Annotated in this window: 25 protein-coding genes; 7 read left to right on the forward strand and 18 right to left on the reverse strand. The window is 65.3% G+C overall.

The genetic code is table 11. The annotated features are described in order from the left end of the window. Window positions 1-12: 12 nt before the first annotated feature. Complete coding sequence (locus tag ACZYRS_RS23905) at window positions 13-372, reverse strand: hypothetical protein (protein ID WP_463421242.1); 360 nt, start codon at window positions 370-372, stop codon at window positions 13-15. Window positions 373-394: 22 nt separating this feature from the next. After that, on the reverse strand, window positions 395-1372 hold the full coding sequence (locus ACZYRS_RS23910) for a LysR family transcriptional regulator (RefSeq protein WP_463421243.1): 978 nt from the start codon (window positions 1370-1372) through the stop codon (window positions 395-397). 95 nt (window positions 1373-1467) lie between these two features. Here ACZYRS_RS23910 and ACZYRS_RS23915 point away from each other — a divergent pair, with 95 nt between their 5' ends. Both ACZYRS_RS23915 and ACZYRS_RS23920 read left to right on the forward strand, forming a co-directional pair. Then, window positions 1468-2568: an adenosine deaminase family protein gene (locus ACZYRS_RS23915; RefSeq protein WP_463421244.1), complete on the forward strand. Its 1101-nt coding sequence runs from the start codon at window positions 1468-1470 to the stop codon at window positions 2566-2568. Between the two features lie 8 nt (window positions 2569-2576). Then, the gene (locus ACZYRS_RS23920) at window positions 2577-3554 is read left to right on the forward strand and encodes a Bug family tripartite tricarboxylate transporter substrate binding protein (RefSeq protein ID WP_463421245.1); all 978 of its coding nucleotides are present in this window, start codon (window positions 2577-2579) and stop codon (window positions 3552-3554) included. Between the two features lie 135 nt (window positions 3555-3689). Here the strand turns inward: ACZYRS_RS23920 and ACZYRS_RS23925 are convergent, their stop codons facing one another. Beyond that, window positions 3690-4145 carry a CBS domain-containing protein gene (locus ACZYRS_RS23925; RefSeq protein ID WP_042578619.1) on the reverse strand — a complete coding sequence of 152 codons (456 nt, stop codon included), beginning with the start codon at window positions 4143-4145 and terminating at the stop codon, window positions 3690-3692. 166 nt (window positions 4146-4311) lie between these two features. Between ACZYRS_RS23925 and ACZYRS_RS23930 the strand changes: the two genes are divergently transcribed. Then, window positions 4312-5622: an O-acetylhomoserine aminocarboxypropyltransferase gene (locus ACZYRS_RS23930; RefSeq protein WP_463421246.1), complete on the forward strand. Its 1311-nt coding sequence runs from the start codon at window positions 4312-4314 to the stop codon at window positions 5620-5622. A 1-nt stretch (window position 5623) separates the two neighbouring features. Next, on the forward strand, window positions 5624-6439 hold the full coding sequence (locus ACZYRS_RS23935) for an alpha/beta fold hydrolase (protein WP_463421247.1): 816 nt from the start codon (window positions 5624-5626) through the stop codon (window positions 6437-6439). A 22-nt stretch (window positions 6440-6461) separates the two neighbouring features. On the opposite strand, the gene ACZYRS_RS23940 is transcribed toward ACZYRS_RS23935, so the two are convergent. The 3 genes from ACZYRS_RS23940 to ACZYRS_RS23950 are packed head-to-tail and all read right to left on the reverse strand — an operon-like array spanning window position 6462 to window position 8596. Further along, on the reverse strand, window positions 6462-7460 hold the full coding sequence (locus ACZYRS_RS23940; protein ID WP_463421248.1) for a Bug family tripartite tricarboxylate transporter substrate binding protein: 999 nt from the start codon (window positions 7458-7460) through the stop codon (window positions 6462-6464). Window positions 7461-7515: 55 nt separating this feature from the next. Then, complete coding sequence (locus tag ACZYRS_RS23945; protein ID WP_463421249.1) at window positions 7516-8178, reverse strand: NAD-dependent epimerase/dehydratase family protein; 663 nt, start codon at window positions 8176-8178, stop codon at window positions 7516-7518. Window positions 8179-8194: 16 nt separating this feature from the next. Beyond that, window positions 8195-8596 (reverse strand): thioredoxin family protein, encoded by a 402-nt coding sequence (locus ACZYRS_RS23950; RefSeq protein WP_463421250.1) that lies wholly within the window; start codon window positions 8594-8596, stop codon window positions 8195-8197. A 112-nt stretch (window positions 8597-8708) separates the two neighbouring features. Here ACZYRS_RS23950 and ACZYRS_RS23955 point away from each other — a divergent pair, with 112 nt between their 5' ends. After that, entirely contained in the window at window positions 8709-9047 is a 339-nt protein-coding gene (locus ACZYRS_RS23955; RefSeq protein ID WP_463421251.1) for an Mpo1-like protein, read from the forward strand. A gap of 84 nt (window positions 9048-9131) precedes the next feature. Here the strand turns inward: ACZYRS_RS23955 and ACZYRS_RS23960 are convergent, their stop codons facing one another. From ACZYRS_RS23960 to ACZYRS_RS24000, 9 genes are all read right to left on the reverse strand, one after another. Continuing rightward, a complete protein-coding gene (locus ACZYRS_RS23960) occupies window positions 9132-9881 on the reverse strand; it encodes a pentapeptide repeat-containing protein (RefSeq protein ID WP_463421252.1) in 750 nt (249 codons plus the stop codon). Beyond that, on the reverse strand, window positions 9878-10639 hold the full coding sequence (icmH, locus tag ACZYRS_RS23965; RefSeq protein WP_463421253.1) for a type IVB secretion system protein IcmH/DotU: 762 nt from the start codon (window positions 10637-10639) through the stop codon (window positions 9878-9880). The genes ACZYRS_RS23960 and icmH overlap by 4 nt, the downstream gene beginning before the upstream one ends. Before the next feature lie 92 nt (window positions 10640-10731). Then, window positions 10732-11802, reverse strand: coding sequence for an MFS transporter (locus tag ACZYRS_RS23970; RefSeq protein ID WP_463421254.1), 1071 nt, complete (start codon window positions 11800-11802; stop codon window positions 10732-10734). A gap of 87 nt (window positions 11803-11889) precedes the next feature. Continuing rightward, window positions 11890-13017 carry an MFS transporter gene (locus tag ACZYRS_RS23975; RefSeq protein WP_463421255.1) on the reverse strand — a complete coding sequence of 376 codons (1128 nt, stop codon included), beginning with the start codon at window positions 13015-13017 and terminating at the stop codon, window positions 11890-11892. Between the two features lie 9 nt (window positions 13018-13026). Continuing rightward, window positions 13027-14091: an MFS transporter gene (locus tag ACZYRS_RS23980; protein ID WP_463421256.1), complete on the reverse strand. Its 1065-nt coding sequence runs from the start codon at window positions 14089-14091 to the stop codon at window positions 13027-13029. 12 nt (window positions 14092-14103) lie between these two features. Then, window positions 14104-16950, reverse strand: a complete 2847-nt coding sequence (locus ACZYRS_RS23985; RefSeq protein ID WP_463421257.1) for a T6SS effector BTH_I2691 family protein — start codon at window positions 16948-16950, stop codon at window positions 14104-14106. A gap of 6 nt (window positions 16951-16956) precedes the next feature. After that, window positions 16957-18021 (reverse strand): DUF4123 domain-containing protein, encoded by a 1065-nt coding sequence (locus tag ACZYRS_RS23990; RefSeq protein ID WP_463421258.1) that lies wholly within the window; start codon window positions 18019-18021, stop codon window positions 16957-16959. Beyond that, the gene (locus tag ACZYRS_RS23995; protein ID WP_463421259.1) at window positions 18018-20549 is read right to left on the reverse strand and encodes a type VI secretion system Vgr family protein; all 2532 of its coding nucleotides are present in this window, start codon (window positions 20547-20549) and stop codon (window positions 18018-18020) included. The genes ACZYRS_RS23990 and ACZYRS_RS23995 overlap by 4 nt, the downstream gene beginning before the upstream one ends. A gap of 355 nt (window positions 20550-20904) precedes the next feature. Then, a complete protein-coding gene (locus ACZYRS_RS24000; RefSeq protein WP_198787820.1) occupies window positions 20905-22116 on the reverse strand; it encodes a YihY family inner membrane protein in 1212 nt (403 codons plus the stop codon). 107 nt (window positions 22117-22223) lie between these two features. Here ACZYRS_RS24000 and ACZYRS_RS24005 point away from each other — a divergent pair, with 107 nt between their 5' ends. Further along, on the forward strand, window positions 22224-22640 hold the full coding sequence (locus ACZYRS_RS24005) for a DUF2069 domain-containing protein (protein ID WP_198787819.1): 417 nt from the start codon (window positions 22224-22226) through the stop codon (window positions 22638-22640). Continuing rightward, window positions 22637-24067, forward strand: coding sequence for an FAD-binding oxidoreductase (locus tag ACZYRS_RS24010; protein ID WP_463421260.1), 1431 nt, complete (start codon window positions 22637-22639; stop codon window positions 24065-24067). The genes ACZYRS_RS24005 and ACZYRS_RS24010 overlap by 4 nt, the downstream gene beginning before the upstream one ends. Here the strand turns inward: ACZYRS_RS24010 and ACZYRS_RS24015 are convergent. The 3 genes from ACZYRS_RS24015 to nthA are packed head-to-tail and all read right to left on the reverse strand — an operon-like array spanning window position 24064 to window position 25741. Beyond that, entirely contained in the window at window positions 24064-24429 is a 366-nt protein-coding gene (locus ACZYRS_RS24015) for a nitrile hydratase accessory protein (RefSeq protein WP_463421261.1), read from the reverse strand. The genes ACZYRS_RS24010 and ACZYRS_RS24015 overlap by 4 nt on opposite strands. Then, window positions 24426-25091, reverse strand: a complete 666-nt coding sequence (gene nthB / locus ACZYRS_RS24020; protein ID WP_463421262.1) for a nitrile hydratase subunit beta — start codon at window positions 25089-25091, stop codon at window positions 24426-24428. Before nthB ends, ACZYRS_RS24015 begins: the two co-directional genes overlap by 4 nt. Continuing rightward, window positions 25088-25741: a nitrile hydratase subunit alpha gene (gene nthA / locus ACZYRS_RS24025; RefSeq protein WP_463421263.1), complete on the reverse strand. Its 654-nt coding sequence runs from the start codon at window positions 25739-25741 to the stop codon at window positions 25088-25090. Before nthA ends, nthB begins: the two co-directional genes overlap by 4 nt. Window positions 25742-25793 lie beyond the last annotated feature (52 nt).

Here is a 25793-nt window from a genome sequence, read left to right on the forward strand (position 1 = left end):
GAAGGCCCGGACCTACGCGAGGGAGGCTAGAGACTGGGGCGGCCGCGTGGGCCGCTCGAGGTACGTCAGCGAGACGAACGCCGGCGCAAATTCCGGCTGCGATGCCGGCAGCGGCGCGAAGCCGAACAGGTGCTCGACAAAGGGCGCTTCGATGCTGTGGCCGATGTCCAGGTCCGCGTCGTCCGCGGGCTGCGTCGTACCGGCCACGCCGGCCGTGTTCACTGCGTCGGCGGTGGCGGACGCATCGGCAAAGAGCACGTGCGCCACTTCGTCGCGCTGGTTGGCCGCGTCGACCAGGCCCTGCGCGAACACCACGAGCCCGTGGCAGCACAGGAGGATCGCGAACACGGCGGCGACGAGCGGGCGAGGCATGTGCGGCGCATCTTAGCCGCGGCTAGGGCTGGCGTCGAACGCGTGTTCCCCGAGTGACACGGCGCACTTTGGGCTCTCCACTTTGGGGCAAGCGGTTACGCAGTAATGCGATGAGGTCCTGCGCCACCACGTTGCGCATCGGGCCCGGCAGGTAGGCGAGCACCACGCGGCGCTCGATGCGGGGCTTGAGCAGCGGCACCACCACGAGCTCCGGGTCGCGCAGCGACGTGGTGTACAGGCGCGGCATCAGCCCGAGCGCCTGGCCGCTGCGCACCAGCGCGTAGAGCGTTTCGGAATAGCTGACGCGGTAGGGCTCGGCGCCCTGCGCGCCTTTCGCAAATTGCGCACGCGCGGGGTTGCCGAGCGCCGGCATGCTGCCGCTCTCGAACAGCACGAGGCGCTCGCGGCCGATGGCCTCCCAGTTGGCATCGCCGGCCGCGGCCAGCGGATGGTCGCGGCGCACCACCAGCACCAGCGGATCGCGGAAGAGGTCGATGCAGGTGAGGCCCCCCGGCGGCTCGGTGATGGCGGCCACCGCCATGTCGAGCTGGCCGCTGCGCAGCTCGGCCAGGAGGGTGGTCGAGGGCGCATCGCGCCAGGCCAGCTCGACCTCGCGCTGGCCGTCTTGCTCGAGGAATTCGCTCACGACCGCGGCCACGCGCGCGCTGGCCGAAGGGATCACGCCCACGCGCACGAAGGCACGGCCGCGCTGCACGGTGCTTTCGATGTCGCGCAGCGCCACCTCGAAGGTGTTGACCAGGAAGTCGGTGCGCGCGAGCACCTCGGCGCCCACGGGCGTGAGTTCCAGGCGGTGGGTGGAGCGGGTGAGGAGCTCCGCGCCGAGCAGCTTCTCCATCTGCTTGATGGCGTTGCTGAGCGCGGGCTGCGTGATGGCCAGGCGGCGCGCGGCGCGGCCGAACTGGCCCTCTTGCACCAGCACCGAGAAGAACTGCAGCTGGCGCAGCGTGAGCGCGCGCAGGGGCAAGGCGGCTGTGGCCATGGCATCTCCAGAGAGCGGCGGTTATTGATCGGGTGAATCAAATTATAGAAATTCAAAATTTTCCTTATGAGCCCCCGCTGCCTAGACTGGTCAGCATGACCAGCCCCTCCATGCCGCATTCGCCGCCCTTCACGCTGGAATCGTTCCTCCGCGCGATCCCCAAGGTCGAGCTGCACTGCCACCTGTTCGGCACCGTGCGCCACGAGACCTTCAAGCAGCTGAACCTGCGCGCCGGCGCGCCGCTCGCGGCCGACGAGATCGAGGGCTTCTACACGCGCGGCGAAAAGCCGGTCGGCGTGCTGCGGGTGCTGCGCGCGCTCGATGCGCAGCTGGTGCGCGGCCCCGGCGACCTGTACCAGCTCACGCTCGAATACCTGCAGGACGCGGCCTCGCACAACGTGCGCTACGCGGAGTTCTTCTGGAACCCGACGGGCACGGTGCACGGCTCGGGCATTCCGTATGCGATGGCGCAGGCCGCGATCGTTCGCGCGGTGCAGGATGCGCAGCAGGAGTTCGGCATCACCGGCCGGCTCATCGCGGCCATCGACCGTGAGGCGAGCCCCGAGGCGGCGGCGGAGATGGTCGAGTGGGTCGTCGCGCACCGCTGCGAGGAGGTGATCGGCATCGGCATCGATTACCGCGAGGTCGACCGGCCGCCGGAGCTGTTCACGCAGGCCTATGCCGCGGCGAAGAAGGCGGGCCTCAAGACCACCGCGCATGCCGGCGAATTCGGCATGCCCTGGACGAATGTGCGCACCGCGCTCGACGTGCTGCAGGTGGACCGCATCGACCACGGCTACACGGTGGTCGACCAGCCCGATTTCGCACGCGAATGCGCCGAGCGCGGCGTGCTCTTCACCGTGGTGCCGACCAACTCGTACTACCTGCGCACGCTCTCGCCCGAACGCTGGGCCATCGACCATCCGATCCGCCGCATGCCGGGCCTCGGCCTGCGCATCCACCCCAACACCGACGACCCGACGCTGCACAAGGTCACGCCCACCGGGGCGTGGCTGATGATGGTGCGCGACTTCGGCTTCGGCCTGGACGACCTGCGCGGCTTCATGCACAACGGCCTCGATGGCGCATGGATCGACGACACCCAGCGCCGCGCATGGCGCACGCAGTGGAGCGAGGCGTTCGACACGCTGCGCGCCCGCCTCGACACCGAACCCACGCCTTCCACCCTCGGATGAACCACGCCATGAACACGCCCCGCCGCCTTCTTCTTGCCGTCGCACTTTGCGCTGCATTGCCTACCGCCGCGCTCGCGCAGGCGTGGCCGGGCGCCAAGCCCATCACGCTGATCGTTCCGTACACGGCCGGCGGCAGCGTGGACGTCAACGCGCGGCTGGTCGCGCAGCGCCTGGGCGAGCGCCTGAAGCAATCGGTGGTGATCGACAACGTGAGCGGCGCGGGCGGCGCCATCGGCGTGGCCAAGGCGGTGAACGCGGCGCCCGACGGCTACACGCTGGTGGTCGGGCCGGACAGCGCGATCGCCATCGGCAAGCTGGTGAACCCGACGGCCTTCCGCTTCGATCCGCTCAAGGACCTGGCGCCGGTGGGCCTCCTGAACACCGCGCCGATGGTGCTGGTGGCGCGGCCCGGGCTCGAAGCGCAGACCTTCGCCGATTTCGTCAAGCTCGCCAAGGCCAAGCCAGGCCAGTACAACTACGCGACCTCGGGCGTGGGCACCGTGCTGCAGCTGGCGATGGAGCTGCTCAAGGAGCGCAGCGGCATCTTCGTCACGCACGTGCCGTACCGCGGCGGCGCGCAGATCGCCACCGACGTGATCGGCAACCAGGTGGACCTGGCGATGCTGGTGAGCACCAGCGCCATTCCGCACGTGAACGGCAAGCGCCTGAAGGCGCTGGGCATCACCAGCAACAAGCGGCTGGCCGCGCTGCCCGGCGTGCCCACCTTCTACGAGATGCCGGGCCTGAAGGGCTTCGACATGGTGAGCTGGACGGGCATCTTCGCGCCCGCGAAAACGCCGCCGGCCGTGGTCGCGCAGATCAACCAGGAACTCAATGCGGTGCTGCAGGAGGAAGGGGTGCGCTCCAAGCTGATGGAGCAAGGGGCGCTGCCGGGGAGCGGCACGCCGGAGGCGTTCGGCAAGTTCGTGCAGGCCGAATACAGCCGCAATCAGAAGATCGTGCAGACCGCCAACATCAAGGAATAACTGGGCTCGCCCCCAGGCTGCGCGCACTGCGTGTCGCTTCGCCAACCCCCTACCGGGGGCAACACCTGAGGCCCGGCGAAGCCGGTTCCTCGGTGTTCTTGCATTGCATCGGGCGTTGCACCCGACGCGTGCGGATCAACCGGTCTTGCTCTCGTCTTCCGCGGGCCAGTCGCGGATGTAGGCCTTGAGCATCTTGTTCTCGAAGTTCTGGCTGTCCACCACGGCCTTGGCCACGTCGTAGAAGCTGATCACGCCCATCAGCATGCGCTTGTCCATCACGGGCATGTAGCGCGCGTGGCGCTCCAGCATGATGCGGCGGATTTCGTCCAGGTCGGTTTCCAGGGTGCAGGTGACGGGGGCGTCGTCCATGGCCTTGCGCACCAGCGTGGTCCCGACCTGGCCGCCGTTGCCCACGATGGCCACGATCACTTCGCGGAAGGTGAGCATGCCCACCAGGTCGCCGTGTTCCATGACCACCAGGGAGCCGATGTCCTTTTCCGCCATCGTGGTGGCGGCTTCTGCCAGCAGGTCGTCTGGCGTGATGGTGAAGAGCGTGTTGCCCTTGACGCGAAGGATGTCGCTGACTTTCATCGTGTGCTCCTCTCGGGACTCTCGAACTCTCGAACTCGGCGGTGTGCCTGGGCGGGGTGCCGATTTGAATATAGCCCACAATCGACGCCGACCCGAACGCCCCTGTCGCCCGCGCATGCTTTGCAGACGTAACGGGGCATTGCGAAGAGACAACAGAAAGGCCCTCATGCCCGGCTATTCCGACCCCGGTTTCGACACCCTCGCGCTGCACGCCGGCGCCTCGCCCGACCCCGCCACCGGCGCCCGGGCGGTGCCGATCCACCTGACCACCTCGTTCGTCTTCGAGTCGAGCGACCACGCGGCCGCGCTCTTCAACCTGGAGCGCGCGGGCCACGTGTATTCGCGCATCAGCAACCCGACCAATGCGGTGCTGGAGCAGCGCGTGTCGGCGCTGGAAGGCGGCATCGGCGCCATCGCCACCGCGAGCGGACAGGCGGCGCTGCACCTGTCGATCGCCACGCTGATGGGTGCGGGCTCGCACATCGTGGCGAGCACGGCCCTCTACGGCGGCTCGCAGAACCTGCTGCACTACACGATGCGCCGCTTCGGCATCGAGACCACGTTCGTCAAGCCCGGCGACCTGGATGGCTGGCGCGCCGCGGTGCGGCCCGTGACCAAGCTCTTCTTCGGCGAGACCGTCGGCAACCCCGGGCTCGATGTGCTCGACATTCCCGCCGTGAGCGACATCGCGCACGAAGCGGGCGTGCCGCTGCTGGTCGATTCGACGCTGACCTCGCCCTACCTCATCAAGCCCTTCGACTGGGGCGCCGACCTGGTCCACCACTCGGCGACCAAGTTCCTCTCGGGCCACGGCACGGTGATCGGCGGCATCGTCGTGGACGGCGGCAGCTTCGACTGGGAGAAGTCGGGCAAGTTCGCCGAACTGACGCAGGCCTACGACGGCTTCCACAACATGGTCTTCAGCGAGGAGAGCACCGTCGGCGCGTTCCTCCTGCGCGCGCGGCGCGAGGGCCTGCGCGACTTCGGCGCCTCGATGAGCCCGCACACCGCGTGGCTGATTTTGCAGGGCATCGAGACGCTGCCGCTGCGCATGGAGCGGCACATCGACAACACGCAGAAGGTGGTGGAGTTTCTCGCGAGCCACCCCTTCGTCTCGCGCGTGGGGCATCCGCTGATCGAATCGCATCCGAGCCATGCGCTCGCGCAGAAGCTCCTGCGCCACGGTGCGCGCGGCGCGGGCGCGGTGTTCAGCTTCGACATCAAGGGCAGCCGCGCGCAGGGCAAGGCCTTCATCGAGGCGCTCAAGCTCTTCAGCCACCTGGCCAACGTGGGCGACTGCCGCAGCCTGGTGATCCATCCCGCGAGCACCACGCACTTCCGCATGACCGACGAGGCGCTCGCGGGCGCGGGCATCTCGCAGGGAACGATTCGCCTGTCGATCGGGCTGGAAGATCCGGCCGACCTGATCGACGACCTGAAGCGCGCGCTGAAGGCCGCGGAAAAGGTGGGTGCCTGACATGCACTACACCGTCAACGGCCACGCCACCTACTGCTACACCGGCGGCAAGCCCTTCGATGCGGCCAGGCCCACGGTCGTGTTCATCCACGGCGTGCTCAACGACCACAGCGTGTGGATCCTGCAGAGCCGCTGGTTCGCCAACCACGGCTGGAACGTGCTCGCGCTCGACCTGCCGGGCCACTGCAAGAGCGAAGGCACGCCGCCCGCGAGCGTGGAAGAGGCCGCGCAGTTCGTCGTCGCGCTGCTCGATGCGGCCGGCGTGCAGAAGGCGGCGCTCGTGGGCCACAGCTTCGGCTCGCTGATCGCGCTCGAAACCGCTTCGCGCGCGCCCGATCGCGTGACGCATCTGGCGCTGGTCGGCACGGCCTATCCGATGGTGGTGTCGCCCGCGCTGCTTGAAGGGGCGCTCAACGATCCGCAGCGTGCGATCGCGATGGTCAACACCTTCTCGCATTCGCTGCTCGCGCCGCCGCCCTCGTCGCTGGGCCCCGGCACCTGGCTGTACGGCAGCTCGCGCGCGCTGATGCGCCGCGTGCTCGCGAGCAATCGCGACCACAACGTGTTCCACATCGGCTTCAAGGCCTGCAACGACTACGCGGGGGGCGAGGCCGCGATCGAAGCGGTGCAATGCCCGGTGCTGTTCCTGCTCGGCGATGCCGACCAGATGACGCCGCCGCGCGCCACCAAGGCGCTGGTCGGCAAGGCGCGCAACGCGAAGGTGGTGACGGTGCATGCCGGCCATTCGCTGATGAGCGAGGCGCCGGACGAGACGCTGTTCGCGCTGCGCGATTTCCTCGGCACGCCGGCGAACTGAGCCTGCAGAAAGGGCCCGCGGGCTACTCGTTCGCGACGATGCCCGCGCGGTGCGCCAGCGCGCGGTAGCGCGGAATCTCCGTCTCCACCTGCCGCAGGAAACTGGCCGCGCCGACCATCGCCGGCTCGATGCCCTGCGCGCGCAATTCGGCCTGCAACGCGGGGCTGGCGAGCGTCTGCGCGATGGCGTGCGTCAGCGTGGCGAGCACCGGCGCGGGCGTGCGCGGCGGGGCGGCAAAGCCGTACCAGGCGTCGAAGCTGGCCTCGGGCAGCCCCTGCTCGGCCAGCGTGCGCACGCCGGGCAAAAGGCCCGAGCGCGCGGCGCCCATGATGCCCAGCGCGCGCAGCTTGCCCGAGCGCACGTAGGGCGCGACCGAAGCCACGGTGTCGATGCCCATTTCGACCTCCCCGCCCATCACGGCCACCAGCGCATGGCTGCTGCCGCGGTATGCGATGTCCTGCAGCCGGATGCCCGCGGCCAGCGCGAACAGTTCGCCCGTGAGGTGCGAGCCCGAGGCGTTGCCGAAGGTGGCGTAGCGGATGCGTTCGGGACGCGCCCTGGCCGCCTCGACCAGCTCGGCGAGCGACAGCCACGGCGTGCCGCTGCCCGCGACCAGCACCAGCGGCACCCGCGCGACGATGGCGATGGGCGCCAAGTCGCGCGACGGGCGGTAGGCGCGCTCGGCCCGCAGCGCAGGGTTCACGCTGTAGCTGGTGGAGCCCGCCAGCAGCAGCGTGTAGCCGTCGGGCCGCGCGCGGGCGACGATCTCGGTGCCGATGAGGGTGGAGGCGCCGGGCCGGTTGTCGATCACCACGGGCTGGCCCAGGTGCTGCGAGAGGGCCTGGCCGATCATGCGCGCCACGATGTCCGTGCCGCCGCCGGCTGCGAAGGGGACGACGAGGCGGATCGATTTTTGCGGCCAAGCATCTTTTGCCGTCGCCGCTGCATGCGCCACGAGCGCCGCGCCCGAAACTCCGCAAAGAAGCACGCGGCGCGAGATGCCGGCGGCGGTCTGTTTCAAGGCACGCGCGGGCACGAGAGACAAGGGGCCGCGGCCGGTCGCGAGGGACGATCGATCAACGCAGCGCGTTGATGTCCGCCGGGTCGAGCAGCACCTTCGGCGCGCCGCCGCGGGCCACGGCCAGCATGGCCAGGCCGATCTGCTCGGAGGTCGTCACCTTGCCGGGCCAGAACCGGTAGGCCAGGCTCAGCAGCGGCGAGAGCACCATGTAGACGCTGTGGTACAGCGGCGTCTTGGAACGCGCGCCATGCAGCGGCTGGATGATGCCGGGGCGGAACATGTAGGCCGCCTTGAACGGCAGGCGCAGCAAGGCGTTTTCGGTCGCGCCTTTCACCCTTGCCCACATGCTGCTGCCGCGCTCGCTGCTGTCGGTGCCGGAGCCCGTCACGTAGGTGAAGGTCATGCCCGGGTTGAGCCGCGCGAGCACGGTGGCCGCTGCCATCGTGAGGTCGTAGGTGACGTGGCGGTAGTCGTCTTCCTTCATGCCGACCGACGAGACGCCCAGGCAAAAGAAGCACGCGTCGAAGCCCTGCAGCTGCGGCTCGATGGCGGAGTAGTCGTACATGTCCTTCACGATCAGATCCTGCAGCTTGGGATGCTGCTGCCCCGTGGCATTGCGCCCGACCGCGACGACGCGTTCCACGTCGGGGGCCAGGAGGCACTCGCGCAGCACGCCCTGCCCCACCATGCCGGTGGCGCCGAAGATCAGGATGTTCATGGGAGGACGGGTCCGGTTAAACCGAGAACGTCGCCGGCTTCTTGTTCAGCACGGCGAGGAGCAGATCGACATCCAGGCTCGAAGGCTGCGGCGACTGCAGGGCGCCGAGCATGCGCGACAGCGTTTCGGCATGCGGCAGCAGCGGGCCCAGGAAACGCGTGCCGTCGGCACCGGCGACCAGCAGCGTGGGGAAGGTCTCCACGTCGAAGCCGTCGGCGATGTCGGCGTGGTCCTCGATGTCGACCCAGCCGAAGCGCAGCTGCGGATGCGCGCGCGCCACCTGCTCGAACAGCGGCCGGTAGTCGCGGCAGGTGCCGCACCATTCGGCGCAGAGGCACACGACCCACAGCGCATCGCTGGCCGGATCGGCGCGATCGACGGAGTTGGTGGCTGCGGAGGAATCGGGCAAGGCGCTCAAGGCTGATGCGTCGGTGGTGTGAAGGGGGACCGGGGTGGTGCGGCCGCAAGGTCGTGGCTATTATGGACAAAGCCTGCACAAAAGGCGCTCCGGCGCCAAGGAGACCCGCACGATGAACACCACGACTGCCCCGGAATCTGCCGTCGATCCGCGCCGTTTCAAGAGCTTTGCGCAGTTCTATCCCTTCTACCTGACCGAGCACGCCAACCGCACCTGCCGGCGCCTGCACTTCGCGGGCTCGACGCTCTCGCTGCTGTGCCTCGTGGCGCTGGCGGTCACGCTCAACCCCTGGTGGTTGCTGGCCGGGGTGCTGGTGGGCTATGCCTTCGCCTGGGTCGGGCACTTCGCCTTCGAGAAGAACAAGCCGGCCTCGTTCAAGCGGCCGCTCTATTCCTTCATGGGCGACTGGGCGATGTACCGGGACATCTGGCTGGGGAAGGTGAAGATCTGAGCGGCTTGGGCAACCCGCGCGCATTGCGCTCGCTTTCGGCGTTGCACGTTGCCGCTTGGGCAATGGATGTCGGAGCCGCTCGATTCAGTCGGCTGTGTTGGCATTGATCGAACTGTTCTGGAACTCGGAGTTCTCGAAGAAACTGCCGTAGTAATAGACCCGCTCACCGGTGATGCCATCGCCCTTGATGCCGTCGCAGTGGCAGTCGAGGATGTCCACCTGGTTCCACTGGCAGTTGGCGAAGCCCAGGTTCTTCCAGGTGCAGCTCTGAAACCTGCAGCCGGTCCATTGGGTGCCCGAATAGACCGCACCTGCCAGGGTCGCGCCGGTGAAGGTACAGCCGGACATGCCTGCCCCGCTCATGTCGCAGCCGCTCATGGTGCCGCCGCCTCCCCCGGTGCAATCGATCATGCGCGAATCCTGCATCCGGCACTTGTCGTAGTTGCTGCCTTCCAGCCCGCAGTGGGACATTTCCAATGCATGCATGTCGCACTCGGTGAAAGTGCAGCCCTTGAATGAGGACGTCGTGATGCTGCCGGACTGGAAGCGGCAGCCTGTGAAGATGCACCCGCTGAAGCTGCATGCCGAGATGCTGATGCCGCTGAGGTCGCAGTCGCTGAAGCTCGCACCGGTGAACTGGCAGGACGACCAGTCGGCCTCCTTGAAGGTGGTGGACGCGAAACTGCTGCCGCTGAAGCTGGCGCCTGCGAAGGTGACGAGGTTCAGATCGAGGCCGGAATAGGCATTGCCGTCGCTGCCGGAGACGCCGGCTGGGGCGCCGCCGGTGCCGCGACGCCATTTGTCGTGGTCGATGATGAGTTGATGGGCGCTCACGAAAAAATGTCCTTGGTGGTCTCTGTCATCACGTCGCTCAACTCGTCTCCCTTGAGAAGGCGCTCGATGGCCGTCCAGCGTGGCGAAGGCGTGCCCCCGCGGCCGATGTAGACCAGGGCATGGACACGCATTCGGATCTCGTGCAGCACACGCGCGCCATCGGACGCCTTTCGATAGAGCCCCTCGAATCCCAACGCCAAAAGGAGCAGCGTCAGTTCCAGCAGATCCAGATTCTTCTGCGGCTCGTTGACGAGGAACCCGAGGATTCGAAAGACGCCTTCACCGCCTCTCGCGTCCCCGTGGAAATGGGGCGCAAGGCCGCCTGCCCATGGCTGTGGTGCGGGTTCGCCGGCGTTGCCCCGTGCCGAGTTGCCGGCAGCCTCATCGAGCGCCGTGCAGAGCATGTAGCTGGCCGCCACGATGTGTTCATGAGGACGTCCTGCGTCCTGGCACACGGACTGGAATGAGACGACCTCGCGCAACAACACCTGATGAAGGACTTCGAGTGGCATCGCATCGGACTGGCCCGGCATCCTGGCCAAGGCATCCAACAGCGGCCGGGCCGCTTCGAGCAGTGGCACGCGCGCGGCCTCGACGGTCACCAGGCGATCGGGCTGCGGGGAAATGCGCGCGAGGTCACCCCGCCCGGGTAAGACGGGCTGAAGTTTGAGCTTGGGGACTGCCGCCGCTGCAAGGGTTTGAGCAGCCCGGTCAAGCTGGCGATGCGCCGCGACCGTTACTGCTTCAAGAAGAGGCATGGTGGGTGCTTTCGATTCGAGTTGCGATCAAGGTCGGCCTTGATGGTTGGCGCCGATTGGGTTGGCTTGCTCGAGCCCTCTCTTGGCTGCGCTCATTTGGCCTCCCACCGCAATGGCTCTTCCGGCCCGATGCCGCGCTCGCGCCGCTTCTGTCCGCAGTCGCTGTTCCACTCCTTCGGGAAAGTCGGCCACCAGCACAGCCACTGCGCCCAGCTGTTGAAGATCACAAACGGCCCTTCGCGCAGCCAGTCGTCCAGGCCGACAGCAGTCTCGGGCTTCTTGTTGCCCAACAACCGCGCCTCGCGGATGGTCGTGTCGAAGCCCTCTTCCCACAGGTACTGCCACATGCTGCTGCGGCGCTTGCGGCGGTACTCGTGCGGCTCGGGCGCGGGCACCGCTTGCATGCCTTCTTGCATGAAGGTGCGGATGTATTCCCACAGCGGAGTGCCGGAGAGCCATTTGCCCACCCAGAGGATGTCTTCGCCTTTGCGTTCGGGATCGTTGGCATCCAGCGGGGGCCAGTACAGCACGAGGCCGCGGCGCATGGAGAAACCTCCGCCAGCCTGCTTGCGCTTGTCGCGTTCGGTTTGGTTGTGTTGCCAGCCGGGTTTGACTTCGAGGGGCGTGCACCACTTGGGATGGGCCTTGACGCGATGCCAGTCGAGCACCGCGTTGCCGCCGAACTTGTTGGGGCGCAGTACGTAGACCTTGCCGGTGGTGCGGTTGAAGCGGTAGCGGGCTGTCAGGGCGGTGAGGAGGGAACTACGGAGGATGATGCCCCAGAGAATGCGAAACAAGAAAATCGCTGAGGCAAAGATGATCGCGAGAAAGAAAACAAACCACAGGGGTGATCGATCTTGATCTTGTGAAATTAATCGGTCGTAACTTGCAACTGCAAAGAAGCCACCCATAAAAACGACGATAGAAGCAAACAACCCAAAGAGCATGAAGCTCAATGACCGTCCCCCTTGAATCGCTGTTCCCAACTCAATGAAGTGCTCATTGAAGTCAAACACCTGCCGCCCATTCAGGTAAGGCACGCCGGCGGATTCCTCCGGGCCGTAAAGCTCGGTGTACTCATGAATGTCTCCTGCGATCTCCATCGCAGCCTGTTGACCGTACTTCCGCCTGTCGCCAGCTAGAAGGTTTGCGCCTTCAAACATGCTCACTCCGCTTCGGCTTCATGAATGGATGGCCGCCAGCGCGCGCCCCGGAGGTCGTGCAGGCGGATGTGGCTGTTAATGCGCCCTTCATGCCTTGGCCTCCCACCGCAATGGCTCTTCCGGGCCAATGCCACTCTCGCGCCGCTTCTGCCCGCAGTCGCTGTTCCACTCTTCGGGAAAAGTCGGCCATCTGCAAAGCCGCTCTGCCAGACAGTGCAGAGGCGCCCACACCGCGTTGAGCATGAAATTGAAGTCGGTTTGTATCGAGGTCTTGCCTTCCTCGGCACGCCCGCCGATGCGGTCGAGCGCGCGTGACGGGCCGAGCACCGTTTCCTCCACGTGCTCCCCCGGCGTCTGGAAGCCTTTGCGCAACCACTCGTATTCCGAGGGCTCGGGCACTGCATCGATGCCCTCTTCCATGAAGATGCGGATGTACTGCCAGAGGCCTTCTCCGGCCAGCTTGGGCCCGACCCATAGCACTTCTTCGCCCTTGCGCTCTTCGTCCGCGCGATTAAGGGGCGGCCAATACAGGAGCAGGCCGCACATACCGAACTCACCACCTCGATTGTCCTGGCGGGCTTGGCGCGCTAGCGGGTTGTGCAGGTCCTCATACGTCATCTCGCGCGGCGCACACCAGTTCACATGAGCTTGCACGCGGTCCCAGTCCAGCACCACGTTGCCGCCGTAGCGCGCGGGGCGCAGTACGTAGACCTTGCGGGTGGTTCGGTTGAAGCGGTAGCGGGCGCGGAGAGAGGTGAAGAAGTTGGGGGCGAATGTCTGTGGCCAGAGCATGTAGATAAACCACGTGAATCCAAGAACGGCCCCTCCCCCTGCAAAAAAAATGAAGTACCAATCCGATGAAAGAAATTCTGTCTCTAAGACCAGTAATGCCATAAAAGGCGCGAACCATCCCAAAGTAATCGCAAACATTGCTCCCACCATAAATATCAACGACCTGTCCTCCTCTCCCATGTTGGACATCTCGATGAAGTGCTCGTTGCGATCAAAAAGCGTTCGCGACCAGCCAAGGCCAGGTTGCGGCCCCCTGCCTTTTTTCTTTTTCTTCAGCTTGTCTTTGGGAGACTTAAGCATCGTGTAGTCGTTGATATCCGCAAGAAACTCGACAGCTTTGCTCTGCCCATGCTCCCTGCTATATGCAAAAAAACCAGCTTCACAATCAAACATGTCGGCACTTATTCGACTTTGGGCGCGCATTGGGTATGGTCATTTGGCCTCCCACCGCAACGGCTCTTCCGGCCCAATGCCACTCTCGCGCCGCTTCTGCCCGCAGTCGCTGTTCCACTCTTCGGGAAAAGTCGGCCACGAACACAGGCGTTCAGCCAGGCTATGTACTGGAGTCCACATGAACGAGAGCAGTCCGTTTCCGATGGCACCAAGAACTTCAGAACTCTCTTGGCCTCTGCTTCGCGCACGTGCCTCCTCGGCACGCGACAGGTGCAAGTCCACTTCTTCGAAATACTCGTCAGGCCTGCTGTAACCCTTGCGCAACCACTCCAACGCATTGGGCACCGGCACCGCGTCGATGCCGTCTTCCATGAATGTGCGGATGTACTGCCACAGAGACTCGCCAAAAACGAAGTTGTCGCCGGTCCACAAGACCTCCTCACCTTTGCGCTCGGCGTCGTTGGCATCGAACGGCGGCCAGTACAGAACCATGCAGCCAGATTCCAGATTGTTCTGGCGCATCTGCCGAGCGACCGGGTCGCGAAGCTGTTCATACGTCATCTGCCCGCGGTCGCGCCAATTGACGTGGGCCTGCACCCGGTCCCAATCAAGCACCACATTGCCGCCATAGCGCGCCGGGCGCAGCACGTAGACCTTGCGGGTGGTTCGGTTGAAGCGGTAACGGGCGCGCAGGGCCGTGAAGATGAGGGGGCCACTGATGATTGGCCAGAGATAGCAAGTCAGGATTAGCGCGCCTGACAACACCAGCAGCATGAAGATCGTCGTAAAACCAAAGCCCCCCAAGGAATAGATGGCGACAACTCCAACGGATGGAATCCCGGGGACAACTACACACTGCATCACTGTCAGCATGAAGAACAGCGTCCTCAGATACTCCTTGCAGTTCGACAGCTCGATGAAGTGTTCGTTGTAGTCAAGCAAGACTCGGTTGCAGTTCAGGCTCGGCTTGGCCGTCTGGTCTGTGACGGGCTCTTTCGGCGTGTAGAGCCGGGTGTACGGGTTGATGTCGGCCATCAGTTCCACCGCTTGTTTCTTGCCGTTAGCTTCGATGTGCCTCAAAAACCCGCCTTCGATATCAAACATTGGCGCCTCCTTTTATTTAAATGCTGACAACGCATCGGAGAGCTTGCCCATCATCTCGGCCTCGCTCTCGAACGGCGACTCGATGTTGACTTTCAAGACTTGGCTCTCGGGTGCTGAAGGGGGATAGGCAGGGGGCCGCTTGGGAGGCACTGGAACATACACACCGCTCATGCCTGCCGCCACGGCGCCAAGATGCCCAAGAGTGTTCCTGAGCTCCGGCATCGCTGCATTGAACCTGTCCTCGACATTGCCCCTGAAAGCGTTCTTCTCGCCATCGCGCACCTGGGCTACCCGGAAGGGCTGGGCCAGCAGCCATTTGACCCAGGCTTCGCCCTGAAGCTTGCCAATGGCAAAGGTGGCGCCTGTGGAGACAACGGCCAGATATATGTTGATGCGCGTGAGAAGCGCCAGCAAGGCTTCGGACGCATACACCCCAGCGATGGTGGTAACGATAGTCCCAGCGCCAACCGCAGCACGAGCGAAGTAGGCCGCTAGAAGCACTAGATCATTTTCCTTGTAGGCCGTTCTTGCATCCACCAAATCCCACCACACGGCCACCACCGAGCCGGCAACAGTGAACACCGCTGCCTTCGCCTTCAAACTCTTTAGGGTTTGGCTGGCCGCCTCAAGCTTGCTGGCCTGCTGCTCTAACGCAACCTTGTTCGGCACTTCCTTGAGCACCGTCTCGTTGTAGAAATCGGCCTTCCAGCCTTTCACAGCGCCAATGCTGCTGGAGATGCTTCCCGCCGCATCGCTCGTGCTGCGAGCATCCCGCTTCACTGCCGCAATACCCAGCTTCGGAACGATCGACAGCATGCTTAATCCGCCCAGCACCAAGGGCACCCGCTTGCCCTGAACCGCCGTGGTCAGATCGCTCTTCACAAATCGCTGTGCGTCCGAGCCCATGCCGTGGGCCAGCAGCAGAAGTTGACCTTTTGCAATGTGCTTCTCGAGCGCGGTGGCCTCCATTTTCTTGACGCTCGCGAGCGTGGATACCAATAACACCGAAGCGATGTTGTCTTTGGCCGCCCTTCCGATGTCCCAGTACGAACTCATGCGCGCCATCCAGCCCTGGGTCAGCGGATCGTTCAGTTTGCTCTGCGCTTTGCCAATGGTGTCTGCTCCTTTGAGCAGCTTCGACAAGCTGCCCAATGCCGTTGCAGCTTTGCCGATGGCCTGTTGATTCTTCACATCGCGTTGCGCATCCTCGATCTCTTGTTCGCCATAGGTCAACGGATCGGTTGCTTGTTTCAGCGCCTGCGCGAGTTCGTCGCTGATGGTCTTGTTGTTGAAGCTGAGCATGCGCCAGACCAGGTTTTTCCGGCCTGGCGTGAAGGTGTTCAGGGCTGCATACCATTCCCGCCCCTTGGGAGTGCTGTCCATTTGCAGAAGGATGGCGCACAACTGGCCTGCGCAGTGCAGGCCGTCCGGGCTCTTGGTCGGATCGGCGTTTTCGTTGTAGCGGCCCAGCGCCTTCTCGACGAAGGCATCGGCCTTGAGCCAAAGTTGCAGATCGGCATTGATCGTGTCCATCAGATCGTCGCGCGTCTTGATCCGGATTCCATGCGCCTTGTCGAACGCGCCCACTGCCGCAATGTCGTAGAGGTCGCGGGTCTTGCGCGCCGCATCTTCGCTCGCGGCCTTTTCAGCCTGGGCTCGGTCGCGATCTCGCTGTTCAGCGCTCTGATTCCATTCAGCGCGACGCTGCCTGTTCTGTTCGGGAAAAGTCATGTCCTTGTAGCTGCCGTCAGCTTGCCGGACCTTGGTAGTTCCCGGCGCATCAGAGCCTGGATAGGGCAGCATCACGTTTTCGGCGGCACGACGAAAGCTCTCGGTCTGGCCGTCGTAAACGGTCATGACGGCCTTGCTCAGCCCTTGCTGGATCGTGCGGATGCTGGCGCTGGCCGCCTGCTTGAACTGGTTGCTGATCTTCTTGCCATCGGTCTCCTGCAGCCAGTGCGCGTATGGCACTGCAGCTGTCAGGTGATGCATGCTGAGTTCTTGCGCAATCCCGATCGAGTCTTCGCAAGCGGCGATTACGCCCCTGTTTGTCTTCAAGAACTCGACCATCTTGCGCAACCGCGGGCCGTGTACATGTTCGTAGTCGGGCTGAGCGTGCTTGATGATCTCCTTGATCACGTCACCGCGACCGTAATCATCGACAAACCGAGGGGGACTGATTTGCTCTTCCTCCCAATCGCCCCACTGGCGCTCGGCGGTAGTACAGCCCATGAGCCCAAAGACTTGTTCATTGCCCACGGTCTGAAGCGCCTCGTTGGACAGCGCCTTGAACTCCATGACCATGGTGCCTAGCGTGTCAGGCAGCATGGTGTCGCTTTGGCTGGTCGCACCCTTCACCCAGGCTTTCACGTCGAAGCTCTGCATGTACTTGTCCGGGGCTTGGCCGATCACCGTCTTGAGGTGGTCCGACTCGATTGGGTCCGGATGAAACATGAACTGGAACTTGGTGATGTTCTCGGCATCCTTGATCCACACCAGGCTCCTGTTGGCGCCCCATTCGTTCGGCCTGCAAGCGGCCTCGCTGCGGGTCTGCTCTGGATGGTTGATGTCGATCTTGGTGAGATAGCCGTGCGGATGCACGACAAAGGCCAGCCATTCGGGCGTGCGGTACACGGATTCCAGCCGCAGGTACAAATAGCCGGTGCGCAGCATGCGCACGTTGTATTTGGCGGTCTTCAAGTGCACGCCGCCGGGCTCGGCCTTGAGCGTGCCGGCGGGCTTGAGCCTGTCGAGCTCGTCCATGCCCTCGCGCGTCGCACTGTAGGCGGCGGCATAACGCGTGAAGAGAATGGGCAGTCCGGTTTGCGAGCATTGGCTGCAGGGCGATGTGTGGTCCATGAATATCTAGCGAGGAGGCTGGGTGGCTTTGGCAAAGAGGGTGGAGAAGCGGGCATGGGGCTGATCGCGCATCTGCTCCTCGATGCGTCTCAATATCGGAACCAGATGCGGCAAGCTCCAATCCAGGGCGCGCGGTGGGCCACCCTTGGGGTTGTGCTGCCAAGTGATCCAGACATAGTCCTCAAGGTTGAGGTCATCCAGCCGCATGCGAGCGGCGTCGGTCAGCATCCGCATCAGGTTGTTTGGATCGGGCTGCTTATCGATCGGCACGCCGTTGTCGGCATAGCTGCGCCAGATCAGATTGGCCTGCGGCGAGATGCCCGCGAGAAACCACTGCGCTTCATCGAACAGATTGCGCGGTGAACTACCGACCTCTGCGCCGTGTGGCAGGAATGGCGCTTTCGCGTGGAACCATTGGGCCGGCTCCGATGTATCGCTGAACGGGCCCCAAGGCTGCACCAGCGACCACCAATGCGTGACAGGCCCCAGCCACCTGCTCTGCCGGGATGCATCCAGAGCGGGCCACACGCGCTGCATGACGCGCGGATCGTGATAACGAAAAAGCGCGCTTTCATCTTTGTACGGTGGCCGCTGGTCGCCCAAGCCAACCCAGTGCCGAACGATGGCCTGCGGTTTCTCGGGGCTGACGACGACGCCGCAAAAGTCTTGCTTGTCGGTGCGTCGATGCTTCTGCTGCGCCGCATATTCAAGACACTGCGCCAGCCATTCCCGCACCGGCCGACTCTGGAAGTCGGAAGTGGGAAGAACCAGTTCCTCGGGCAACTCCACCAGGAACGGCGCGTGCTCGCCTCGATGCTCGAACTGCCGATCGGGCACGATGACGCGGTCACGTGCCCATTTGGGAAATTGCTCGTCCAGCGCCTGAGCCAACGGGTTGTCGTCCCATCGGTTGAACAGCAAGTAGGCCCGCTGCGGCACGAGCCGTTCGATGGTCTTGAGCGCATCCCGGCCTCCCCCATGGTCCTTGGGCACGGACACTGTCTGGCCACGCCAATCCTCTATGAACGCATCGACCAATTGAAGGTATGGCGTATCCGAGTTGTCGGTCATGAGCGGGACACCGAACTGCCACCGTTGTCCGCAGCTCTTTCCTTGGTTCCGCAAGCCTCCCCATTCAGCGGCTTGGTGGGCTTGGAGTCGCCCGGCACATGGCTGTGGACCTTCGCGTAGTTGGTGTACTTGCCGGTCGTGCCCGTGGTGATCTGGCCGGCGCTGTACTCCTCGTAGCTCGTACCGCCATTCAGAGTCAGCTTGGTCTTGGCGACGATGTTGATGTGATCGGCCGTGAGGTTGATGGTGTCCTTGGCCATCATGTGGATCGAGTTCTTCAGGGCCTTGATCTCGATGTCGGCCTGCGCGGCGATGACCTCCATGCCGTTCTGCATGGCGTAGACCTTGAAGGCCTCCAGTGCGACGGCGATCAGGCTCTGGCCGCTGTTGATGCTGGTGTGTTTCGAACTGGTGATTTGCGTGTGCTCGGTGCTGGCGATGTGGGTCGAGCCTCCGGAGGTCAAGGCCATGCCGCTGGGGGTTGCGAGGACCATGTGCGGCTCCGCCAGCTCGGGGAACTGGCCGGCCTCGGGGTTGCCGCCGCTGCCCCTGATGCTGTCGTTGAGCAGCTTGAGCGCCTTGGCCACGGCATCCTGATCGCCCTTGATCTGGGCCTGGCTCGTGCGCGCGGCATCGGACTGGCCTTCGACCAGTTCGCGCGCGAGCGTCAGGCGCTGAATGGCCTCGCCGAGATCTTTCGCGTGTCCCAATGCGTCCATGCGGGCCTCGGTGCTGATGAGCATGCCGTCGGCAGCGCGCACAACGCCATGCCCATCGGTGCGCAGCTCGAAGCCTTCGCCGCGCGGGTCCTTGCGTCCGGCGTTGTCCTCGATGCGGGTGATGTGCCCGAGGCTCAACTGGCTGTGCTGATGGTCGCTCTTGAGCTGAACCTGAAGCCTTGCCGGCGTGTCGTCCAGCACCAGATGGTTACTGCGCCCCGCCGCGCTGTTGCCGCCCTCCGGGGTCAGCTCTCGGCTCCTGAAGCCGCTCAGCGCCGATTGCCCTGGCAACGCCCACGGCGGCAGGTTGCTCTGGTTGTGCAGCCGGCCCGTGCACACCGGCAGGTCCGGATCGCCGCCGATGAAGTCGACGATCACCTCCTGGCCGATGCGCGGAATGTGCACGCCGCCCAGCTGGTTGCCCGCCCACGGGCTCGATACCCGAATCCAGCAGGTGCTGTGCTGGTTCTTGGGTCCGAGGCGGTCCCACGGGAACTGCACCTTGATGCGGCCCAGTTCGTCGGTCCAGAGGTTTTGCCCCTCGGGGCCGACCACCAGCGCGGATTGCGGCCCGTGCGTGAAGGGCTTGGCCTGCAGGAGCACCGGCCGCAGTGGCTCTGCCATCGGATGCGCGGTGAAGTCCACTTCGACCTTCCAGCGCTGGCCTCTGTCGGGTACGGCCTCCTTGATCTGGCTGTCCAGCGCCACATCCTCGATCAGCAGTTGCGTGTCCAGGATCAGGTACTCGGCATTGGCCTTCTGGCGCGGATGCTTGCGCAGCTCGAAGCTGCAGCCAGGGACCATGCCGCGCAGGTTGCCACTGACCCTGGCGCGCGCACCGTGGGTGCGCAGCGCCTGCATGCGCAGCAGCGCCAATTGGCGGCCTTCGCCTTGCGGGTCATTGGCCTCGGCCCTGCCCGCGCGCGGCTGCACGTAGTGACTGCCGGCTTGACCGGCATGCCACTGGTAAATCTCGCCATCGGCCTGACCCGTCGGACGCGGATCGCTGCGGCCGACGCTCAAGTCAGCCCTCGGGCGCGTGTAGTCGTAGTCGCGCGTCGCGTACCTGCCGCTGGTGAGCTGGCTGTGCGGCACGAAGCTGTGCACGTACTCGGCATCCAGCTTCCAGCCCGGGGCGTGGTACTCCACCTCTTGGTAGGCAGCGCTCGCGTTCTTCTTGTACGCGCCCATGTTGTCGATGAGCACGAGGCGGTGCATGCCTTCGCTGTGCGCGAAGAAATAGCTGATGCCCCATTCCTGGCACAGGCGGCTGAAGAACTCGAAATCGCTCTCGTTGAACTGCGTCTGGTAATCGCGTGGCGGGTAGGTCTCGATCAGGCGTTTGTCGACGGCGAAGTCGTAGCCGGCCAGCAGTTCGTCCAGCACCTCGGCAACGGTCTTGTTCTGGAAGATCTTGCAGTCGGTGGTCAGCGTGGCAAGGTGCAACGACGGGCGCAGCGTGAGCCTGTACCGGACGTGGCGGCCCTCTTCGCCCCACATGGCGGCGTCGGTGATCAGCGCGTTGATCTGGCGCACGCCCGCGCCGATGTGATCGACCGATGCACCGACAGCGCCCGCAACGAATTGCCCCGCGCCGTCCAGCTGGATGTTGCAGGTGATCTCGCGGCCGATGAAGCTGTCGAGGTCGAAGTCGGCGGCCCCGCTGGCCCCGAGGTTCAGGGCATCGGGCGTTTTCAGAAGCAGTTCGTATTCGAACAGTGCGTTCAGGCCCTCGTGGCCCGAAAGGCGCGCCGGCTCCAGCGCAGGCCGGCCCGCGATCACGGGGATCGCCGCGCTCTGTATGGCCAAGGTATGCGCCATCCTTTTCCCTCCATTTGATTCAGGACGGGCAGTCTGCTGTGTGCGGAGCCGCACCATTGCAAACAATGGTCAAACGCCCGTTTGCTTGAAAAGCCGTTGGGCAGAGCGTGGAAAATTCCCGCGGCCAGCGAAGGCCGCGCAATTCAAAGTTCGTTGCGGGAGGGGATCAGGCGCTCAAGCGCAGCGCGCATCGATCGCGATGCAGGCACCTCGCGAGACCTGTCGAGATGCGCTCATCCACATGCCGCCGCCGCGAGCTGGCGCAGGCGCAGCACACCGCTGCTGCAACGCAATACCTCAGGAATGCCGGCGGCGTTGCGAACTGAAGACTCGGGCGATCCCGCTAGATCAGCAACACGTCGCCCAGGCGCAGCGACCGCAGCGGCCCCTTCTGCCAGAGGTCTTCGAGCGGCTCGGCCTGCGGCATCAAGAGTTCCTTGAGCAGCGGCTCGATGGATGTCGAGGGGTCGGCCAGCAGCACATAGCGCGGGTCCTCGTTGGCGGGCTCCTCGGCCAGTGGCGCGATCCAGTCGAGCGCGACCAGCGTCTCGATCACCGGCACGAGCTGCAGCGCATCGACGCGCATGCGCGTCACCAGTTCGCCCGCGCCGATGCCCTTGGCCGGCGTGGCCTGCGCGCGCGCCAGGTGCTGCAGCGTTTCCATGGCCAGCTGCAGCGGCCAGCCCGCCGCGCCGCCGCGCCGCGCCACGCCCGTGAGCAGGCTCGGCAGGTAGGCCGCGATGACCGCGCCGAGCAACACGATCACCCACGCCACGTAGATCCACACCAGGAGGATCGGGAAGGTCGCGAACGCACCGTACAGCACCGAATAGGTCGGCACGAGGCTCAGGTAGTAGGCCAGCACGCGCTTGGCGATCTCGATGGCCGCTGCCACAAAGATGCCGCCGGCCCAGGCGTGCGACCAGCGCACGTTGGTGTTGGGCACGTAGTGGTAGAGCGAGGCCATGCCGACCGCGAGCAGGACGAATTCGAAGGTGTCGAAGAACAGCTTGACCATGCCGCGCCCCACCACGTCGCTCGTGGCCGAGACCACGTACGAGGTGGTCGACAAACTCACCGCGAGGATCACCGGCCCGAGCGTGATCGCTGCCCAGTAGATCAGCACCCGCTGCGCGAAGGGCCGCGGCGTTCGCACGCGCCAGATGTTGTTGAGCGTCTTGTCGATCGTGAGGATCAGCGCGATGGCGGTGATCAGCAGCACGATCAGGCCCGCGATCCCGAGGCCACTGGCCTTGCTCGCGAACTGGTTCAGGTAGCCGAGCACCTGGCGCGCGATGTTGTCGGGAATCAGGCTCTCGATGAGCCAGCGCTGCAGGCGGCCCTGCATCTTGGCGAACATCGGGAACACGGTGAAGAGCGCCAGCGCCACCGTGAAGAACGGGACCATCGCGATGGTGGTCGTGAAGGTCAGGCTGCTGGCCGTGAGACCGAGCCGGTCTTCGCGAAAGCGCTCGCCCAATACCGCAGCGGTGTTGCGCCACGGAAAACGCGAAAGATCCCTCCAAAGCTGCCGACGATTCATGGCCGGTATCATAGGATCTGAACTCTCCCCCAGTCTCCGCGCACTTCGTGTCGCTGCGCCAACCCCCTTCCGGGGGCAACACCAGCGGCCCGGCGAAGCCGGTTCCGCGGTGTCCGCCCATGCAACCCAATTCGCCGCTCCCGCCCTCTTCCGTCCGCGCCACCCGATGGCTTGCCGTGGGCAGCCTCGTCGGGCTGATCGTGCTGGGCCTGGCCTGGGAGCTGTGGCTCGCGCCGCTGCGGCCCGGCGGCTCGCTGCTCGCGCTGAAGGTGCTGCCGCTGGTGATTCCGCTCGCGGGGCTCTACAAGAACCGCATGTACACCTACCGCTGGGTCAGCCTGATGATCTGGCTCTATTTCACCGAGGGCGTGGTGCGCGCCTGGAGCGACACCAACGGCGTGGGGCAGGTGCTCGCGCTGGTCGAGGTGCTGCTGTGCCTGGTGCTCTTCGCGGCCTGCGCGTGGCATGTGCGCCTTCGCCTGCGCCATGCCAAGGCCGCTGCCGCTGCCCGCCAACTGGAGGCTTCCGCCCAATGACTTCTTCTTCCGTTGCACTGATCGACCAATTGCGCGCCATCGTCGGCCCGACGCATGTGCTCAACGAGGGCGACCTCACCGCCTACGAGCAGGACTGGCGCAAGCGCTCGCGCGGCAAGTCGCTCGCGGTGGTGCGGCCGGCCAATGCGCAGCAGGTGGCCGACGTGGTCAAGGCCTGCGCCGCGGCCGGCACGGCCATCGTGCCGCAGGGCGGCAACACGGGCCTGGCGGTCGGCTCGATTCCCGACGACAGCGGCACGCAGGTGGTGCTGAGCCTGCAGCGGCTGAACGCGATCCGCGCCATCGACGGCGCCAACCTCACGATGACCGTGGAGTCCGGCTGCATTCTGCAGACGCTGCAGGAGGCCGCGGAGCAAGCGGGCTACCTGTTCCCGCTGAGCCTGGCGGCCGAGGGCAGCTGCACCATCGGCGGCAACCTCGCGACCAACGCGGGCGGCACGCAGGTCGTGCGCTACGGCAACACGCGCGAGCTCTGCCTGGGCCTGGAAGTGGTCACGCCGCAGGGCGAGATCTGGGAGGGCACGAGCGGCCTGCGCAAGGACAACACGGGCTACGACCTGCGCGATCTCATGATCGGCAGCGAAGGCACGCTGGGCATCATCACCGCCGCGACCATGAAGCTCTACCCGCTGCCGGCCGCGCAGCTCACGGCCTGGGCCGCGGTGCCTTCGCTGGACCACGCGGTCACGCTGCTGGGCCTCGCGCACAAGCATCTGGGCTCGGGGCTCACGGGCTTCGAGGTGATGGGCAAGTTCGCGCTGAGCCTGGTCGACAAGCACATGCCGCAGCTGCGCGTGCCCTTCATCGATGATGCGGCGGTGCCCTACTGCGTGCTGCTGGAGAACTCCGACAGCGAATCCGAAGACCACGCGCGCGCCCGCTTCGAGGCGCTGCTGGAGACCGCTTTCGAAGACGGCTGCGTGAGCGACGCGGTGGTGGCCGAGAACCTCACGCAGGCGCACCAGCTCTGGCACATCCGCGAGAGCATTCCGCTCGCGCAGGCCGAGGAAGGGCTGAACATCAAGCACGACATCTCGATTCCGGTGTCGCGCATTCCGGCCTTCGTGGCCGAGACCGATGCGCTGCTCCAACGCGAGATCGCCGGCGTGCGCCTGGTGAACTTCGGGCACCTGGGCGACGGCAACCTGCACTACAACGTGCAGGCGCCGGAGAACATCGACACCAAGGCCTTCCTGAAGAACGAGGAAGACCGCATCAACACGCTGGTGTACGACGCGGTGGAGAAGTTCGGCGGCTCGTTCTCGGCCGAGCATGGCGTGGGATCGCTCAAGGTCGACAAGCTCGAGAAGCACAAGTCGCCGGTGGCGCTGGAGATGATGCGGGCGATCAAGCGCGGTCTCGATCCGAAGAACACGCTGAACCCGGGGCGCGTGATCCGCGTCTAGCCCGGAAAGTCCTCGCCGCGCAGCTCGATCGGCTGTCCGTGCGGCGTGCGGTCCGCCGCGTGGTCCCAGGCGTGGCGGTAGCGCGCGAGTTCGTCGCCCGAGCTCGCGCCCTTGCGGGCCACGAGTCCTTCGAGTGCGGCGAGCCAGTGGCGGTAGTAGGTCTCGCCGGTGTCGGGGTCGCCCGCGGCCTGCGCGGCGGCGATCTCCGATGCGAGCGCCTCGGCCCACTCGACCCAAGTGAAGAGGCCGCGCTCGTGCAGCGCGAGCGTCATCGCGAAGGCCTGTGCTTCCCAGGGCTCCTTGAACACCGGGCCGTCGGCATCGCGCGGCATGCCGGGTGCGAGCGGCATATCGCCCGTCATGCGACCGCTTCCAGATAGCTCTCCCACGCATCGACCGACACGGAGAGATTCTGTGTGACCACCTGCTCGCCCCAGAGCTCGGCCTCCTCGAAGACCACCGTGTAGAGCCACTGCGGCTGTTCGCCCAGGCCTTGCGCATGCGCATCGGCGAACACGTGCGCGCCGTGGATGTGCTCGATCGTGCCGCGCTTGCCCTGCACATAGCCCGGCAGCCGCGTGTGATGGTCGACTTTGCCGAGGTGCATGCGCACGGCCTGCCCGACGGCGAAGCGCGCGGGGCCGGGCTCGGGGCGTTCGGTGGGCGAGCCCTTGGCGAGCACCGCGGGCACGTTCGCGGCCTGCAGCACGCGGGCGACCGGCGCGGGCGGATGCTTCATCTCGCCGGTCGCGATCTCGTCGGGAAAGACCTGCGCGCGCTGCAGCATCAGCTGCTCCAGCGCGCCGAGCCAGATCTGGTAGTAGCTCAGGTCGCGGTAGTCGGGCAGCGTCTCGCGCACGGCGCGGCTTGCATCGATGTTCCAGGAGCCGGTCGCGCCCATCGCGAGCGTGAGGGCCAGCGCGCGCGGCTCCCAGCCGGCGTGAAAGAGTTCGCCCTCGGCCTCGGGCGTGACCGGGCCGAAGCCGGGCTGGCCGCCGAGGTCGGCATGCGTGACATAGCTCATGCGGCACTCCCCGCCGAGGGCGCTTCGACCAGCCGCGTGCCGATCATCGAATCGCGCGAGACCAACGCTGCGAGTTCCTCTTCGCTCATTCCCTCTGTGCCCACGGGGCGCTGCGGAATCACGAGGTAACGCACCTCGGCGGTCGAGTCCCAGACGCGAATGCGCGTGGTCTCGGGCAGTGTCGTGCCGAAATCGGCCAGCACGCCGCGCGGGTCCTTCACGGCGCGGGAGCGGTAGGGCGCGCTCTTGTACCAGGTGGGCGGCAGGCCGAGCACGGGCCAGGGGTAGCAGCTGCAGAGGGTGCAGACGACCATGTGGTGCTGTTCATCGGAGTTCTCGACCGCCACCATGTGCTCGCCCTGCCGGCCTGTGTAGCCGAGCGAGGCGATGGCGGCCGTGGCATCGGCCATCAGCCAGTCGTGGAATTCGCGGTCGACCCAGGCCCGCGCCACCACCCGCGCGCCGTTGCGCGGGCCGATGCGGGTCTGGTAGGTGTCGATCAGCGCGTCGAGCGCGGCGGGGTCGATGTAGCCCTTCTGCGTGAGCACGCTTTCCAGGGCGCGCACGCGCAGGTCCATCTCGCCGAGTTCGCTGTGGTCGTGGCCGTGTTCATGGCTGTCCGTGGGGTGGTCTTGGCTCATGGACGCCATGCTAAGCGGTGGCACTTAAAATCCAAAAACCCGCCCCTGACAGCCCCTTATC

Source organism: Variovorax sp. AC194, from assembly GCF_979257995.1.